The 16481-nt window shown below is 55.5% G+C and carries 17 protein-coding genes and 1 tRNA gene; 7 read left to right on the top strand and 11 right to left on the bottom strand.

All coding sequences use genetic code 11. The features are described from left to right. Positions 1-110 precede the first annotated feature (110 nt). Positions 111-177: transfer RNA gene (locus ACESYO_RS12090), tRNA-Pro, on the bottom strand. A gap of 190 nt (positions 178-367) precedes the next feature. Further along, positions 368-1456 carry a hypothetical protein gene (locus ACESYO_RS12085; RefSeq protein ID WP_373210087.1) on the bottom strand — a complete coding sequence of 363 codons (1089 nt, stop codon included), beginning with the start codon at positions 1454-1456 and terminating at the stop codon, positions 368-370. Positions 1457-2064: 608 nt separating this feature from the next. Here ACESYO_RS12085 and ACESYO_RS12080 point away from each other — a divergent pair. After that, on the top strand, positions 2065-2295 hold the full coding sequence (locus tag ACESYO_RS12080; protein ID WP_040648020.1) for a helix-turn-helix domain-containing protein: 231 nt from the start codon (positions 2065-2067) through the stop codon (positions 2293-2295). A gap of 74 nt (positions 2296-2369) precedes the next feature. Here ACESYO_RS12080 and ACESYO_RS12075 read toward each other — a convergent pair whose 3' ends face one another. From ACESYO_RS12075 to ACESYO_RS12065, 3 genes are all read right to left on the bottom strand, one after another. Beyond that, on the bottom strand, positions 2370-2840 hold the full coding sequence (locus ACESYO_RS12075) for a hypothetical protein (protein WP_242868382.1): 471 nt from the start codon (positions 2838-2840) through the stop codon (positions 2370-2372). Positions 2841-2950: 110 nt separating this feature from the next. Beyond that, positions 2951-3373, bottom strand: a complete 423-nt coding sequence (locus ACESYO_RS12070) for a flavodoxin (RefSeq protein ID WP_058964314.1) — start codon at positions 3371-3373, stop codon at positions 2951-2953. A 46-nt stretch (positions 3374-3419) separates the two neighbouring features. Continuing rightward, positions 3420-3971, bottom strand: a complete 552-nt coding sequence (locus ACESYO_RS12065) for a DUF3793 family protein (protein WP_058964313.1) — start codon at positions 3969-3971, stop codon at positions 3420-3422. Positions 3972-4184: 213 nt separating this feature from the next. Between ACESYO_RS12065 and ACESYO_RS12060 the strand changes: the two genes are divergently transcribed. Continuing rightward, a complete protein-coding gene (locus ACESYO_RS12060) occupies positions 4185-4580 on the top strand; it encodes a metal-dependent transcriptional regulator (RefSeq protein WP_040411889.1) in 396 nt (131 codons plus the stop codon). 198 nt (positions 4581-4778) lie between these two features. On the opposite strand, the gene ACESYO_RS12055 is transcribed toward ACESYO_RS12060, so the two are convergent. The 6 genes from ACESYO_RS12055 to ACESYO_RS12030 all read right to left on the bottom strand — a co-directional run bounded on the left by ACESYO_RS12055 (position 4779) and on the right by ACESYO_RS12030 (position 10267). Beyond that, positions 4779-4922: a hypothetical protein gene (locus tag ACESYO_RS12055; RefSeq protein ID WP_242868380.1), complete on the bottom strand. Its 144-nt coding sequence runs from the start codon at positions 4920-4922 to the stop codon at positions 4779-4781. A 37-nt stretch (positions 4923-4959) separates the two neighbouring features. Further along, positions 4960-5205 (bottom strand): heavy-metal-associated domain-containing protein, encoded by a 246-nt coding sequence (locus ACESYO_RS12050; protein WP_373210088.1) that lies wholly within the window; start codon positions 5203-5205, stop codon positions 4960-4962. Positions 5206-5211: 6 nt separating this feature from the next. Beyond that, on the bottom strand, positions 5212-5898 hold the full coding sequence (locus tag ACESYO_RS12045) for a class I SAM-dependent methyltransferase (protein ID WP_373210089.1): 687 nt from the start codon (positions 5896-5898) through the stop codon (positions 5212-5214). 189 nt (positions 5899-6087) lie between these two features. Next, positions 6088-7827, bottom strand: coding sequence for an ABC transporter ATP-binding protein (locus tag ACESYO_RS12040; protein ID WP_058964309.1), 1740 nt, complete (start codon positions 7825-7827; stop codon positions 6088-6090). Next, the gene (locus tag ACESYO_RS12035) at positions 7824-9575 is read right to left on the bottom strand and encodes an ABC transporter ATP-binding protein (RefSeq protein WP_058964308.1); all 1752 of its coding nucleotides are present in this window, start codon (positions 9573-9575) and stop codon (positions 7824-7826) included. The genes ACESYO_RS12040 and ACESYO_RS12035 overlap by 4 nt, the downstream gene beginning before the upstream one ends. Before the next feature lie 71 nt (positions 9576-9646). Further along, positions 9647-10267 carry a TetR/AcrR family transcriptional regulator gene (locus ACESYO_RS12030; RefSeq protein WP_373210090.1) on the bottom strand — a complete coding sequence of 207 codons (621 nt, stop codon included), beginning with the start codon at positions 10265-10267 and terminating at the stop codon, positions 9647-9649. Between the two features lie 166 nt (positions 10268-10433). Between ACESYO_RS12030 and ACESYO_RS12025 the strand changes: the two genes are divergently transcribed. The 5 genes from ACESYO_RS12025 (at position 10434) to ACESYO_RS12005 (ending at position 16478) form a co-directional block, all read left to right on the top strand. Further along, entirely contained in the window at positions 10434-11063 is a 630-nt protein-coding gene (locus ACESYO_RS12025; RefSeq protein ID WP_040412592.1) for a TetR/AcrR family transcriptional regulator, read from the top strand. A gap of 75 nt (positions 11064-11138) precedes the next feature. After that, the gene (locus tag ACESYO_RS12020) at positions 11139-12884 is read left to right on the top strand and encodes an ABC transporter ATP-binding protein (RefSeq protein WP_373210091.1); all 1746 of its coding nucleotides are present in this window, start codon (positions 11139-11141) and stop codon (positions 12882-12884) included. Next, a complete protein-coding gene (locus tag ACESYO_RS12015) occupies positions 12881-14611 on the top strand; it encodes an ABC transporter ATP-binding protein (protein WP_373210092.1) in 1731 nt (576 codons plus the stop codon). The genes ACESYO_RS12020 and ACESYO_RS12015 overlap by 4 nt, the downstream gene beginning before the upstream one ends. A gap of 444 nt (positions 14612-15055) precedes the next feature. Further along, entirely contained in the window at positions 15056-15901 is an 846-nt protein-coding gene (locus tag ACESYO_RS12010; protein ID WP_058964304.1) for a class I SAM-dependent methyltransferase, read from the top strand. Positions 15902-15962: 61 nt separating this feature from the next. After that, complete coding sequence (locus ACESYO_RS12005) at positions 15963-16478, top strand: hypothetical protein (protein WP_373210093.1); 516 nt, start codon at positions 15963-15965, stop codon at positions 16476-16478. Positions 16479-16481 lie beyond the last annotated feature (3 nt).

The raw sequence follows: 16481 nt of genomic DNA, 5'->3' as shown, positions 1-16481 counted from the left end.
CCCACACCATTATACCGCATTCCCTTTCCTTATACGAGAAAAAGACCACCGATAGGTGGCCTTTTTCGACAGGCTGACACCTAAAAAGGTGGTTTTCCTAAGAAAGGAGGTCCGAGCGACAGAACTGGCACCATCTTGCTCCCAAAGCAGGCGCGCTACCAACTGCGCTACGCCCGGATATAAAGTCGTAGAATGGTCCGGGCGTATCCTCCCAAAGAATGCGTATTCTGTCCCGAACAATTTCTGGAACATAAAAAAGCAGGGCGGCCCTGATCGGTTGGTCGGACCATCCCGCAGTGAATCTGAAAAAGGACATAAGAAGCTTCCGGAATCAGCAGCTCTTTAATGCTGAATCAAAAACCAGCCATCAAGAAAAGAGCTTGCTCTTTTTGCGCACCATGTACATGTCGGGATCCGCCAAAAGGGCATAGGGATAGGGACCGGGCGTGAAATCATCCTGACGCACCTTCTGTGCGGTAAGGGTGCCGGAGAAATGCAGCTCGTTTTCCGGATCCATATCATCAACAATCAGGTCATAACTGCTGTGAGGAGGCAGGGTCAATTCCAGGGCGCAGGAAGGCACTTCGCTGCGTTTGAAGTTATCCGCCTGGTAGCGCAAAGGCTGTGCAGAATGCAGCAAGGATTGAGAGACATATCGTCTCAGGCACATGCGGTATATCTCGCTGGGAGTCGCCCCGTATGAAGTGGACGGTTGTTTGCGGGTTTTGTCTGCATGTCCCATCAGTTTGGGGATTTCCGGAGCATCGAAACCGCTGTGACAATAAAGGAAGGTGCAGAAGTTGCGTCGTTCCGAGTGACCGGTCAGTCGACGGTATACGTGATCGTTTTGCTGTTTGATATTGAATACAAACTGTCTGGCAGCGTACAAGGACTGGAGCATACCCTCATTGCGCAGCAAATCAGTAATAGCGTTCGACAGATGATCCCGATAAATGCGCATCGTTGCGGGATCGGTGAGGAAGGCGTCACCTTCCGATTGACCGCAAAGCAGCTGCAGGGAGAGGTCTCCATGGATTGCACTCAAAGTCATCACCCGTTGATACATGGCTTCGCCTACATCTGGGCATAATGGGATGATGCGATAGGACGGCAGAGTTTTGGGCATTTCGGTGCGCTTGCCGTCTGGCAGCAGCTGGCCGGAAACACGCAGATAATACATCCGTCCCTGCGATCCATCCAGATAGCCCAGCGAGCAAAACAGCAGACCGGTAAACTCGCCGATTCGAAGTCCGGTATCGGTGAGAATGCTGATCACATCGGCAAGCGGGGAGTTTTTGCACAATGCGAGCAGCTCGTCAGGCGGCAAGCTGCGAACCCCATCCACCTGAGACATAATCGATGACAGGTGGGATGTTTTGCCGTCGAGGTCCGGGGGAAGACAGTCAATCTGTATGTCATCCTCTTCAATCAGGTAACTGATCAGCTGTTTCAGCAAACCGTAACGCTTCTGTGCCGCAGATGGCACCTCCTGATACGGATCATCCTGTTTGACTTTTGTCGCTTTGCGTGCAGCATCGCAGATGGACTCGAAAACAGCGGTATAAATCTCATCGTTGATTGTAAGCGCGTTGATACCATCCAGATGAGGAATCAGTTTAGCGGTATATAGTGAGTAAGGACAAATGGTGTCGAATAAAAAAGAACCGCAACCCCTTGGAGGATTGCGGTATGTAATGTTACTCTTTTTTCCCTGACCCCCGGCGGGTGTTCATTGCTCCCTATACGCTTTCCTGCCATATTCTCCCCTTGCGGGGATAACAGACAAAAAGTGCGTTTCCCCTCACCGTTTCGATGGGGGTATTATAATAGGGAATTTTTAGGGGTTTCTTAGAAATCGCTTAGGTTTTAGGCAGTTTTGCTGAAATTTGAAGATTATCCGCTTTTTGTATTATTATATATTCATATTGGCCCAAAAGAACCAGTCAAAACTGTGCATTCTATATGTGCAATTAGTCTGACAAGATTTTCTACATCTAATTTTTCTATTCTACCAAGGGTACACTAAACTTGTCAACATATTTCTTGTGGTCGGAGGGTTGGCAAGTGGAATATGGAACTATTCGGATTAAGCTGGACGAGCTGTTGAAGGCATCCGGTCTTAGCAAGAACATGCTGAGCCATCGGGCTGAGATGCAGCGGACGCAGATCAATAATTATTGTAAAAACCAAATTACTCGTTTAGATATAGATGTCCTCGCAAGGCTTTGTACGGTGTTGAATTGTGAGATCGGCGATCTATTAGAATTTATACCACCAGAAAAGATAGAAAAATGAGGCTCGAAAGAGGAATGTACTTTTCTCCCTAACCCTTTGTGTTCTTAATTCTCTGCCTATTAATGGATTATTATTTATGGGCGTAATAGCAGCTTTAAAAGAATGGCTGTGGCGGAACTAAGACCACCACAGCCATTCTTTATACTTGCCGTCATCTTCTCCTTGACGATCCTGGTGTCCAACCTCATCCCCAGGGTGGAGCAGACCGTCACAAGGCTTTCTTTTGCGGCTTTGGCGTCTACGGCGATCAAAATGCCGCCCAGATTTCCGCTATACTGACACGAGCGGAGAGCGGAGCTGTCGGAGAGGAGGAAGATCCCCGGAGCCTCCACCGTGTAGGAAGTACCCTGCAACGCTCGGACAGTAAGGCGGCCGGTCAGGCAGAACAGCACTTCAAACTGGAGCGGTGCGCCGCACACCGGGATGGGCCGCAAGGGCTCCTGCACCGGCTCCGGCAGGGAAAAGCGGCAGATCTGCACCCCCGGCATACCGTGGCTCCAGCGGCCCGTGCCGGAGCCCTGGCTCAATAAATATTCCTTCAGCATGATTTCTCACGACCTGTTTCTCTGAGTTCGAAATTGGTTTCGCCTATGCTGGCTGGGGATACAGAGAGAAGGCAGGAGACGAGATCCTCCTGCCTTCTGCGGTGTTTTTGTCAGGCCAGAGATGCGCCCAGCTCGCGGCAGGCTACCAGAGCGTCATCGTCCGGAGCCTCGTTGCAGATCACGCTCTCACAGGCCAGATTGGCGCCGTCGTCGTTGCAGCGGGACTCCCAGCTGCGCATCCATTCGCCGTCCCCCCAGCCGTAGGAGCCGAACAGAGCGATGTTCTTCCCGCTCAGCCTGCCCTCACAGGCGGTGAACATAGGCTCGAACTCGCTCTCCTCCAGCTGCTCCGACCCCATGGAGGGGCAGCCGAAAGCGATGGCGGAATACTCGCCGACCTGCTCCGGTGAGAACTCTGCGGCGGTGATCACAGATACCTCGGCGCCCTTGCCCTTGGCGCCTTCAGCCACCGCCATGGCCATGGCCTCGGTGTTTCCCGTGCCGCTCCAATACACAACTGCAACTTTACTCATAAGACTTTAGCGACCTTTCTTTTCTGGATTTGTTATGGTAGAAACATCAACCAGCCACGGTGAGCTGCTCGATGGATTTCCCTTGCTGCCACTGCCGGGAGTAGATTTTGCTGCACATCTCGTATTTCTCAAAGATGTTTCTGGCGGCCTGCTCGTCGCCGTAGACCTTCCAGCAGCCCACGCACTTGTGATTGCATGCCCGATTGCAGATGAAGCCCAGCACATCCTCAGGGGGATAGCTCAAAAACAGGCCGATCTCATGGGGAAATTCCCCCTCGCTCCGGAGCCGGTGGATGAGGTGAACCACGCAGCCGTTGGGGTTTTCCGGCACATAGCCGTATTTGAGAAGCAAGGCTCTGGCGCGGTGATCGGTCAGATCGCTCTCCAGCGCATTGGGCCGGTAGGCGTAAATCAAAGCGCGGCCTTTGCAAACCCGGAGCGGCAGAACGCGGATGCCCTTGGGCACCAGTTTCTTGTTCAGCCGGCACAAGTCTCGCGTCAGATCCTTCCGGCTGGGGCAGGCGCAGGAAAAGAGGTTTCCCGTCTTGATCCCGGCCAGGGTGGGAGAACAATGGCGAATCAGCAGATCCTCTGACATAGGCGTTTCCCTCACAAAATCATGTCCATGCGAAGACTGTACGGCAAAATGAAAAAACGGACAGTAAATGTGGTTAGCGGTAGCTAACTAATGCAATTATATACAGGGCAAATCCGCTTGTCAAGAGGACGGATGGAATCTGTTGACAAAAAAATAGCGCATTTTGGACGCCTGTGTTATAATAAGCAAAATGTCCGTTTTGGGGAGGGTCCTATGGCGATTCACGAATCTGGCCAGATGTATCTGGAAACTATTTATATTCTCTCTCAGAACAGCGCCTTTGTTCGGGCTATCGATGTGGGAGAGCAGTTGGGCTTTACCAAGCCCAGTGTCAGCAGAGCCATGTCCATTCTGAAAAAGGACGGATATGTGAATGTGGACGCTGACGGAGCAATTACCCTGACGGAGACCGGGCTTGCCATTGCTAAGACGATGTACACCCGCCACACGGTGTTGAGCCAGATGCTGATGGAATTGGGCGTGGACGAGGAGACTGCGACCGAAGATGCCTGCCGGATCGAGCATGTGATCAGCGAAAAATCCTTTGCGGCTGTGCAGGCGCACTTGGAGCAGGTAACGAAAATGCGGGAAGATGCGCACGGGCAATGAGGCTATGCAAATTTGGCGGACTTTGCTATCGAGCGGCAACGCGATAAGTGAATACCTGCCATTTGGCACGGGATATCAAATGAGGTGGAGCCTTGATATGGCCTCCACCTCATTTTTATGTGATCTGCGCTTTTAAATCAGGAGCGACCTGCTGTGTAAGTTCACCGCCAAGCGTACCTGCTCCATAGCTCCAAACGCTTACGGCAGCTCATCCTTATGTGTCTGCTGGCTTTTCAAAACCTTTCGGGTGGCTTTTTTGATTTTATGGCACACGCTAAAAATAGCGATGCAAAACAGCAGAGCCACTAATCCATATCCAAACGACTGCATTGCCGTGTTCATATTCACGCCTCTTTTCTGACCGCTGCCGCCAACGAGCTCAACCGAACAATCCTCTTTTTTTGTACGGCTCCTTCTGGATCGTGCCGACCTCATACCCTGTGCTGCGAATAGCATTCATAAGAGCCTCCGTGTCCAGATCTGTTTCAGAGAGGATTACAGTCTGGTTTTTGCTGCGGGAGGAGTTTACCTTTTTGACCGGGCAGGCTTTGCGTACGGCGTCATTGACATGAGCCTCGCACATCCCGCACATCATTCCGTTGACTTCCACTGTGTACTTCCACATGTTCTCTCACTCCTTCTTGACTTTTGGATCATCGAGCTGCGCGGACCGGACGGTGGTCTGCCGTGCCGCAGTCCGTTCATCCGGGATCTTCCTGGCTATCAGACAGCACAGCGGCACCAACGAACTTCCGAGAAGCTGATGGCGAACGATGGAATAGCCGCACTCGGACAGGTATGCCATCAGCTCCCCGGCAGTCCAGACATGGTACACCCGAAAGCCGGACAGCCCCATGAACCAGAGCCGGAGTCTGGCGCTTCGACTTTTGCCCCAGACAAAGGTTGGGGCGAACAGCCATCCCCATGGCTTCAGAACCCGCCAGGCTTCCGCCAGAGCTTTTTCCGGGTGAGGCATGACATGGAGGGCGTTGGAGATCACAACCGCATCGAAGCTCTCCGGGCCATAGGGCAGCTGGGTAGCGTCCTGGACGGAGAAATGGAGCCGGGACGAGTGCACCTGCTTTTTGGCCTGACGGATCATTTCAGCTGAAAAGTCGGTTGCCTCCCAGCTCCGGACACATGGAGACAGCGGCACGGACAGCTGGCCTGTTCCGCAGGCCAACTCCAGCACATCCATGTCCCGTTTCAGAAAAGGGCGCATTGCTTTGCATATCTGCTGATAGGTTGCCTGGGAGCGGCGCATGAAACCGGAGTAATGCCGTGAAAACCGCTCCCAAAACTGCTTGTTGTCATCCATACAATATGGTCACCTCAATGATGGTTAGCGATTGCTAACTACATCATACTCTTTGTCACACGAAATTGCAAGATGCCGCCATATTGGTTTTGCATGTTCTCTGGGATAAATCAAGGGAAGAAGCGAGAACGAAGAATGACCGGGATACATCTCCCGGCCATTCTTTCCGTTTCGTTCGGCTCACTGTGTTTACCGGCACCAGCCGGTGGGATTGGAGCGGGCGGTGATGAAGCGGCGGTAAATGCCCTCCTCCGCCATAAGTTTGTCGTGGTCGCCGGCCTGAACGATGCGCCCCTGGTCGATAACCAGGATCTCATCGGCGTGGCGAATGGTATTGAGCCGGTGGGCAATGACCAGCAGGGTCTTGCCCCGGCACAGTTGGGTGATGGCCTCCTGGATGTAGCTCTCATTGTCGGCGTCCACGCTGGCAGTGGCCTCATCCAGAATGACGATGGGAGCATCCTTCAGAATGCAGCGGGCAATGGAGATCCGCTGCCGCTCTCCGCCGGATAGGCTGGCTCCACCTTCGCCGATAACAGTGTCAAAGCCGTCGGGCAGTTCCATGATGAAGTCATAGCATCGGGCTTTCCTGGCTGCCTCATAGACCTCCTCCCGTGTGGCGTCTGTCCGTCCCATGGCGATATTGTTATAGACGGTATCCTGGAAAAGATAGACCCGCTGGAACACCATGGAGATCTGATCCATCAGATCAGAGAGAGGAATATCACGGATGTCCCTGCCCCGTACCAGAACCTGCCCCTGTTTCACATCCCAGAACCGGGAAAGCAGGTTGACTACCGTACTCTTGCCGCCGCCAGAGGGCCCCACCAGGGCCAGCATCCGGTTTTTCTCCAGTGTGAAAGAGACATCATGCAGTACCTCTTTCTCCCCGTAGGCGAAGGTGACATTTCGGAACTCCACCTCCGGGGCACCGCCGGCTTTGGGTAAGGTCTCCCGGCCCCGGTCAGGTAGTTCTGGCTGGGCCAGTACCGCCTCGATCCGGTCCATGCAGGCGTTCATCACCGTCAGGCGGGTGGCTTGACTATAGAGCGCTTTAATGGGACCGAAGAGGTCAAAGACGAAGAGCAGGACACCCAGCAGGAAGGTGATGGAGAGCTGCCCCCGGCCATAGAGCCAGAGAGACAGGGGGATCATCAGCACCGAGCCCAGACCGCACACCAGATAAAGGGCCCGCATCCAGGGGGCCTGACTCTCCTCGAACTCGATGCTGACCTTGCGGCTCCGGGCGAAATTCTCGGTGAGCTGCGCGGAACGCTCTCCCAGCAGGTTGAAGGTCTTGGCGATGCCGATGCCCTCCACATAGTCCAGCACCGCCCGTGTGAGCGCCTCGCTCTGCTCCTGTCGGATGTCGGAGTGGGCCAGGGTGCTCCCCAGAGATGCGCGGCCCAGCTGCCAGATAATCAGCACCACCACCAAGGCGGCCAGTCCCAGCCAGGGATTCAGGAAGGCCAGCCACAGCACCAGAATAGCCTGGGCAAAGGTATAGCTCATCATGTTGGCAATGTCGTGCATACAGTTCTCCTCAATGAACACCATGTCGGTGGACAGAACGGAACTGATTTTGCCGATGTTGCCCTCTGTGAAATAGCCCATGGGCAGGCGGCGCAGATGCCGTCCCAGCTCCATGCGCAGATCGGCGAATACCATATAGCCCGCCGCGGCCTGGAGCCGGTCGGCGATGTTCTGGCACAGGCACTCCAGCAGAACGCAGCCCACCGTGCCCACCGCCAGCCACAGGCACAGCCGTGCCGTCATGGTTCTCTGGAGAAAAGCGCTCAGGGCCAAGAAGGACAGACCGATGGGGGCCTTGGACAGCATGGCCTTCAGGAACGCAAAGACAAAGGCCAGCTTGATCCGCCCCTGATAGGGGCCGGATACGGACAGGATTCGTTTCATCAGCGCGATCATGCCTCGTCGCCTCCTTTCTCCGCAGAGACACGCCAGGCAGCGGCTCCCTCGGCAGCCCGCCACAGTTTTTCATAGGCGGGGCAAGTCTTTCGCAATGTATCGTGGCGGCCAATCCCTGCCACATTGCCCTGATCCAGCACCACGATCTGATCGGCACCTGCAATGGACTGAAGCCGGTGGGCGATGACGATGACCGTCTTGCCCCGGATCACCTCGGCAATGGCGGCGTTCATTTTCTCCTCATTCTCCGGGTCCAAAAAAGCGGTGGCCTCATCCAGCACCACGATGGGAGCGTCCTTCAAAATCGCCCGGGCCAGGGCGATCCGCTGCCGCTCCCCGCCGGAAAGCCCCTTGCCTCCGTCACCGGCCATGGTATAGATTCCTTTTTCCAGCCGTTTCAGAAACTCTCCGCATTGAGCCCGTTCCGCCGCCGCCAGCACCTCCTCGTCGGTGGCGCCGGGTCTTCCCAGCCGGATGTTCTCCAACAGGCTGGTGTTGAACAGGAACTGCTCCTGCGCGACGAAGGAGATCTGCTCATTCAGAGAGGCGAGGGACATCTCTCGCAGGTCTTGCCCGCCCAGCGTGATGCGTCCGCCCGTCACATCGTAAAAGTGGACCAGCAGCTTGGCAAGGGTCGACTTCCCGCTGCCGGATTCTCCCACCAAAGCAGTGAGGCTCCCCTGTGGGACAGAGAAGGAGATGCCGTGGAGGACTTCGTCCTTTTCATAAGAAAACCGCACATTCTCAAAGCGGATCTGCAAATCGTTTCCGTTGAAATCCGTTTTTCCTTCTTTCAGGGGCGGAATATTGAACAGAGATTCCATTTGGTCAATCTTGTAGCTCAGCTGGGGCAGCACCGACATAAAGTTCATGGCTCGGATCAGAGGCGGTCCCACGGAAAAAGACATGCACAATACCAGCGCGTAATCCGGCAAGGTGGAGGCGCCGGTGAGTACCAGATAGCCGCCGGCTGGCAGCAGCACCAGCGCCACGCAGGGCAAAATGCTGGTGTAGAGGGCCATCCACAGCCAGCAGGCCCGGAACCAATCCAGCGTAAAATCACGGTAGTTTTTTACATCGGTCTCAAAGCGGTGATATGACTCTCCGTCCCGGTTGAAGACTTTCACGACTTCCATGCCGTTGATGTACTCCACGATGGTGTTGTTCATTTTCTGCCCGGCGGCGTAGTAGTCTCCCATCTTGCTCATGCCGGAGCGGTACATCATGCCCATGGCCAGCACGCCCAGCGGAAGGGAGCAGAGGGAAAGCAGACCCAGCTTCCAGTCCGTGAGGAACATGGCCGCAAATACCACCACCGGCACCGCCAGATTGGACAGCCCTTCCGGCAGGGCGTGGGCCAGCAGAAGTTCCATGCTCTCAATGTCGTCAATGAACATCTTCTTCCAGACTCCAACGCCCTTCTCCTGGATCGCGCCCAGGGGCTGCTTTTCCAGCTTGCTCTGGAGATGGAGCCGGAGGTTTTCCAAAGTATGATAGGCGGAGCGATGAGACAGAGCCAGCCCCTCCACATAAAGAAGGCTGTAGAGGACCATGCACAGAGCCATGGCCCCGGCGTTGAACAGGGTTTCCTCCAACGTGAGACTGCCCCCAGTCAGCAGGGGTCTCAGCAGGCGGTAGAGGAAGAAATAGGGCAGCACGCTCATGGCCACGCCGGCCACCAGTACCAGAATGGAGGCATAAGTCGTCTTCCGGTGGCGTCCGGTGTAGCGCAGGACTTTTTGAAACACAGTATCACTCCTTTTTTTGGTTAGTTATTGCTAACTTATTAGCGAGAAAAAGGCCTCCGCAGAGGCGTTTTTCACCCCTTGGGGAATCCCAGGGCAGCGTACCAGTCAAAGAGACGGCAGACCAAAGTGCAGTGGCGCTGGATCTCCGGCCAGGTGAAGTCGTGGATAAAGGGCTCGTAAATGGTGGTCCAGAAGGCGGACAGGACCACATGAAGCTCCTCCCGCGTCATATCCACCGTACACAAGCCCCGGCGTCTGGCCTCGGCGTAGTAGGTCCAGGTGCCTTCCGTCATTTTCTCCACCCAGTCGTGTTGGAAGTTGGCGTAGGCGGTGCCCTCCGCTCCGGTGAGCAGCAGCACAAAGCCATCCCGCCGCTCATTGAGAAAGCGGAACCACCACAGCATATATTCCTCATCCATATACCACGCCCGGATCAGATCTTCGTCGGAGAGAGCGGATGCCGGCACCGCCGTCCGCTCCTCATAAACAGCATCCAAATCCGCCACCGTATCCGCCACCACAGCGCGAAACAGCTCCTCTTTTCCGGCGTAACGCTTATAAAGGGCGCCGGTTGTCACCCCAGCCCGCTGGCAGATGGATTTCAGGGAAGCCTTCTCAAAGCCCAGCGTCCGGAACTCCTCTTTGGCGCTGTCCATGATCCGAGGGTCAATGGAAGTATCCGGTTTTGCCATAACATCCCTCCCAATGATTGATAATTTAATTATCGATAATCTAATTATCAATATAACATCCCTTTCTATCCCTGTCAAGGGGAAATCCTCTCTTGACAAACTCGCTTTTTGGTTGTATATTCAAAACATCGTTATGAAACAGTGTTTTGAATTGAGAGGTGATACCATGGCAAAGCAGATCGAAGGGGTCTATGAAAATGTACTCCGCTGCGCCCGTCGGGAATTTTTGGAAAAAGGCTTTGCTCTGGCCTCCCTGCGGGACATCGCCAAGGCGGCGGGAACCAGCACCGGCTCCATCTATACCCGCTTTACCGACAAGGCTGGATTGTTCCGCGCCCTGGTGGAGCCTGCTGCCGGAGAGCTGAAGCGCCGTTTTTTGGAGATTCAGGAGTCTTTTCACCGGTTTGACGGCCAAACCCAGCAGGAGGAGATGGGGCGTTACACTGCCCATGCCCAGGAGGGACTGTTTGATTACATCTATGAGCACCTGCCGGAGTTTGAACTGCTGCTCCGCCGGGCCGCCGGGACGGAATATGCCCACTATATTGACGAGTTGGTGGAGATCGAAGTCAGTTACACCTACAAATACATGGAGGTCATCGGCTGTGAGAGCGTCCGCTCCGGTCAGGTCACCGAGGACTTGATCCATATCGTTACCACCGCCTACTTCAACGGAATGTTTGAGCCGGTGCGGCACCGCATGGATAAGGCCCGGGCGCTCCACTATATCCGCCAGCTCAACCGCTATCACATGGCAGGATTTGAGACGATCTTTCATCCCGAAAACTTCCGGTAGTGCAAAAGGCCGCTTTCCCGGCGGCCTTTTCATAGAACCAAAGGTTAGCAATAACTAACTAAAGGAGGCTTATTTATGCAGAAAACGCAAAGCCCGTTGCTGCGGTTGTGGCAGCTGGGCAGGGAACATCACGGCGGCCTGATTGCCGCCATCTTCTGCGCGGTGGCGGGTGTCCTGCTGGGGCTGCTGCCGTATCTCTCAGCGGGGCACATCCTGGTAGCGCTTCTGACCGGGCAGCAGGACTGGAACTTCTATCTTCTGTGGTGTATGGTGGCCCTGGGGGGCTATCTGGCCAAAACCCTGCTTTACAATCTGGCACTTTCCCTCTCCCACAAGGCCACCTTCCAGATCCTGCGGGACATCCGGAAGATGGTTCTGTCCAAAATGCCCCGCTTACCCTTGGGAGATATTCTGGATACCTCCAGCGGACGGCTCAAACAGATCGTGGTAGATCAGGTGGAGAGTATGGAGACGACGCTGGCTCACCTGCTGCCAGAGATGACCTCCAATCTGCTGGCGCCGGTATGCGTTCTCGTGTATCTGTTTACGCTGGACTGGCGTATGGCATTGCTGAGTCTGGTGTCCATTCCTGTGGGCATGGCTTTTATGATGGCCATTATGGGCAGCTATGGCAAGGACTATCAGGGTGCGGTGGAGACGACCCAGGCTATGAACGAGACCATTGTGGAGTACATCGGCGGCATTGAGGTCATCAAGGCCTTCAATCAGGGAAAGAACTCCTATGAGAAGTTCTCCTCCCGGGTACGGGCCAATGCTGCCTACTACTACAACTGGATGAAGAAATGCCAGTTTGGAATGGCGCTGGCCTATGCCATCGCTCCCACCACGCTTATTACGGTGCTGCCTGTGGGCTGGATCTTCTACACGGACGGCAGTTTGTCCGCAGAGGTATTTCTCACCACCATCATCCTGTCCATGAGTATTGTGGGACCTCTCATTGCCGCCATGGGCTTTGTGGATAATCTTGCCAAGGTAGGTACCATCGTGGGCTCGGTGGACGAGATCCTCCTGAAGCCGGAGCAGGATCACGGAACACAGCCGGCACAGCTGGGAAAACCGGATATCGCCTTGGATCATGTTTCCTTTGGATATGCTCAGGACAAGGAGATCCTCCACAACATCTCCCTCACCATTCCGGCCGGCAGCCTCACCGCTTTGGTTGGACCCTCCGGTTCGGGCAAGTCCACCATTGCCAAGCTCATCGCCGGTTTCTGGGATGTGACCGAGGGCCGCATTACCCTGGGCGGCGTGGAGGAAAGCCGTATCCCGCTGGAACAACTCTACGACCAAGTGGCCTTTGTTTCTCAGGACAATTACCTCTTTGACGATACCATCCGGGAAAATATCCGTATGGGACGGGTAAATGCCACGGATCAAGAAGTGGAACAAGTCGCCAAAGCCGCCGGATGCGACGGTTTCATCTGCCAGTTGGATCATGGCTATGACACCCGGGTGGGCGGCGGAGGCGCCCATCTCTCCGGAGGAGAGCGGCAGCGTATCGCTATCGCCCGGGCCATGCTGAAAAACGCCCCTGTGGTGATTCTGGACGAGGCCACCGCCTACATTGATCCGGAGAATGAAGCGGTGGTCCAGCGGGCAGTGGCAAAACTGGTGGAGGGTAAGACGGTCATCGTCATTGCCCACCGCCTGTCCACCATCACCGGCGCAGATCAGATCGTGGTGGTGAAGGATGGAAGCATCGAGGCACAGGGCAGACATGAAGAACTGTTGCGCCATTGCCCGTTGTACGCCGATCTGTGGCAGGCTCACATGGGTGTAAAGGAGGGAGAAACGGTATGATCGAGACATTCAGAGGTATCTGGCGGTTTGCCGGTGAGGAACAGCGCAACATCCGGCGCTCGGTGATCGCCTGCTTTTTCAATGCGGTATTCCATATGTTTGAGATTGCCGCCATCTACTACACCATCCTGGCTCTGCTGGATGGAAAAACCGGCCCTGCCACGGCGTGGCAGGCGCTGGGTCTGTTGGCAGTCAGTATTCTGGGCAGCGCCGTGACCAAGTATTTCTCCCAACTCCAGCAGACCCACGCCGGGTACTTCATGGCGGCCAATAAGCGCGTGGCCATCGGGCAGCGGATGAAATCCGTCCCCATGGGCTACTTCAACGACAACAGCCTGGGAGAGCTCACCGGGGTCTGCACCACTGTACTGGACAATGTGGAGACTGTGGCTCCCATGGTGTTGGTGACCATGTTGGGAGGATTGCTCAACGCTCTGGTCTTTACGGTGATGATCCTGATTTTTGACTGGAGGATCGGTCTCATTGTGGTGGCGGCCACCGTGGTTTATCTGTTCATCACCTCTGCCATGGAGAAAAAATCCGCCGCCCTCGCCCCGCACCGTCAGAAATCCGAGGCCAAGCTGGTGGAGGCGGTACTGGAGTATGTACAGGGCATGAGCGTGGTGAAGTCCTTCAACCTCACCGGACGGGGTGACCGCACCTTGCAGGAAGCACTGGAATACAACTGCCGCAGCAACCTGAACATCGAAAAGATGTTCACCCCTTATATTATGGCGCAGGGGATCGCGCTCCAGCTGGGAAGCGTGGCCATGATGCTTGCGGCGGTATGGTTCTATCTCTCCGGAACGATGATTCTGACCAATGCTCTGATGGTGGTCATCATGTCCTTCCTGGTCTTTGCCCAGATCTCCTCGGCGGGCAGCGGCATGTCCCTGCTGCGTATCGTCAGCAGCTGCATGGCCCATGCCGATGAGACGGACGCCATGCCCCAGCTGGCAGAGACCGGTCGGGCCGGCACGCCCAGGGAGCACGGCATCACCTTCGACCATGTTTCGTTCTCTTATGACCAGCGGCCTATCCTGCGGGATGTATCCTTCGCCATCCCGGACAGAACCACCACCGCCATCGTGGGCCCCAGCGGCTCCGGGAAAACCACGCTGTGCAATCTCATCGCCCGGTTCTGGGATGTGGAGAGCGGCGCCGTCCTGGTGGGCGGTCAGAATGTGAAAGACTATACTCTGGAGAGCCTGATGGATCAGATCTCCATGGTATTCCAGAAGGTCTATCTCTTTGCCGACACGGTGGAAAACAACATCAAGTTTGGATGCCCGGGCGCCACCCACGAGGAGGTGGTGGCCGCGGCAAAGAAAGCCTGCTGCCACGACTTTATTCTCACCCTGCCCAAGGGCTATGACACCGTCATCGGCGAGGGTGGTTCCAGTCTTTCCGGCGGCGAGAAGCAGCGCATCTCCATCGCACGGGCTATCCTGAAGGATGCTCCCATCGTGATTCTGGATGAAGCCACCGCCAATGTAGACCCGGAGAATGAGGACCGACTGCAAAAGGCCATCGAAGCCCTGACCCGGGACAAGACCATTCTGATGATCGCGCACCGGCTGAAGACAGTCCGTAACGCCGACCAGATCCTGGTGCTGGACGGCGGACAGATCGTTCAGCGAGGCACACACAGCCAGCTCATGGCCCAGGAGGGCCTGTATCGAGCGTTCGTATCTGGCCGTAAAGAGTCCGGCCAGTGGAAACTCTGAGCGAGGAAACGCCCAAACCATTATGAAAAGAGAAGTGCCGTCACCGGGTATATTCCGGCGGCGGCACTCTTGTTGAGTGTAAAGCAACCACCAGCTACGCTGGTGCGAATTACTTGCTTTAGCATTTAGTTTGCGAGCGAAGCGAGATGACAAACTAATTGCCTACCATATAGAGAGAAAATATGGTTTTGGGATTTTGCTCGTTTACGAGCCGTAGGGCAAGAAATGCAGATGGCAGAATTTTTCGTGGCCCCTTAAGGGGCTTTGCTAGTATAATGCCCTTATAGGGCTTACTCAAACCACCGGCTAAGCCGGTGGTTTTGATTGTGCGCGGGAGATTGCGCTTGAAGGGGCAATTGCTGCTGCAAATGGAAAATGACTTGACTGGTTAGCGAATGCTAACTATAATCAAGCGTAGAGTACCGTGTCTTTTGAGGAGGGCCTATGGAGAAGTACAAAATCGAGAAGGACTCCGTGCAGGAGACGCTCATCATCCCGCTGTATGGCCGGCGGCTCTGCTCGTGGCGGTTCCCCGGACTGTATCAGGATACCACGGCGGCCATGCTGATGGAGAAGGTGGACTACGACTTCTCCCCTTTGGAGCGGCAGGCAAACGGTCTGATGCAGACCTTCGGCGCGCTGGAGGTCGCCATGCGCCAGAATGACCTCGCCTGGGAGGTGCGGGACTATCTGAATGCCCATCCCAGAGCCGCTGTCATCAATCTGGGCTGCGGTCTGGACAACACCGGGCGGGCCTGCGACAACGGCCGGTGCAGCATCTGGAACATCGATCTGCCGGATGTGATCGAGCTGCGGGATCGCCTGCTTCCCGCCGGGGAGCGGGAGAAAAACCTGGCCTTTGATCTGAAAGACCCGCGCTGGATGGATGCCGTCCGCACTGATCCTGAGGATGGAGCGGTGCTGTTTGCCGCCGGGGTCTTCTACTACTTCACGACGGAAGATGTCAAATCTCTGGCCACAGGCATCGCAAAACGCTTCCCAAGAGGGCGGCTTGTCTTTGACGCGGCCGGGAAAACGGCTGTCCGGCTGATGCTGAAAACCTGGGTGAAGCAGGCGGGCATCCGGGATGTGGGCGCCTATTTTTCCGTCAAGGACGCCAGGCGGGAGCTGGAGCCATGGTCGCCGCTTTTTTCTGTTTCCAGCCGGGGCTATATGCTGGGCTATCAATCACTTCATGATCCGGCGGTTCGGCCCGTCCACCGGCTGCTGGCGAAGCTGGCCGACGGACCGATGCATCTGCAGATCGTCCGGATCGACTTTGCAGAATGATGATACCTAACCGACTTTTTCCACCCGGAATACGAGCAAATGATCGTGATAGGGGATGTGTATGAACTGGACGCGCACCGTTTTGGACGGGTTTGCTATGGCGGCCTACTTTAACCTGTTTGCCGGACTGGTGGCGCTGTATAAACCCCGGCTGATGTTCCCCTGTTATCCGCCCGCCATCATCAAGGCGGCGAAAGATCCGCCCACCAGTGCGGAAAACCGCTTTTGCTGGCTTTGGATCTGTTTTGGGGAGCTGCTGCCCCTTTTGCTTTATGGCGCGGTCAGTACCATGGAGGGCGGGACACCAGGGTTCTGGCCTCTGGCCCTGACCGGGTATATCCAGTGGATGATGGTCAATTTCTGCGACCTGTTCTTTCTGGATTTCTGGCTGATTCAGAGGAAGGCGAAAAGCCGGTTTATCATCCCGGGAACCGAAGGGCACCCCGGCTACGGGTTCAACGCGTGGATGAAGGACTACGCTCTGCCGGAGCACCTGCTCCAGTGGCCGTTTTTGATGTGCCCCATCCTGGCGGCGGCTCAGGCAGGGCTGGGGCTGCTCATCGAAATATTTTGGTGAACG

It is taken from the genome of Allofournierella massiliensis, from assembly GCF_964241245.1.
GTDB lineage: Bacteria > Bacillota > Clostridia > Oscillospirales > Ruminococcaceae > Allofournierella > Allofournierella massiliensis.
The sequence above is the reverse complement of the archived record's forward strand: the minus strand, read 5'-3'. Positions and strand labels throughout refer to the sequence as shown.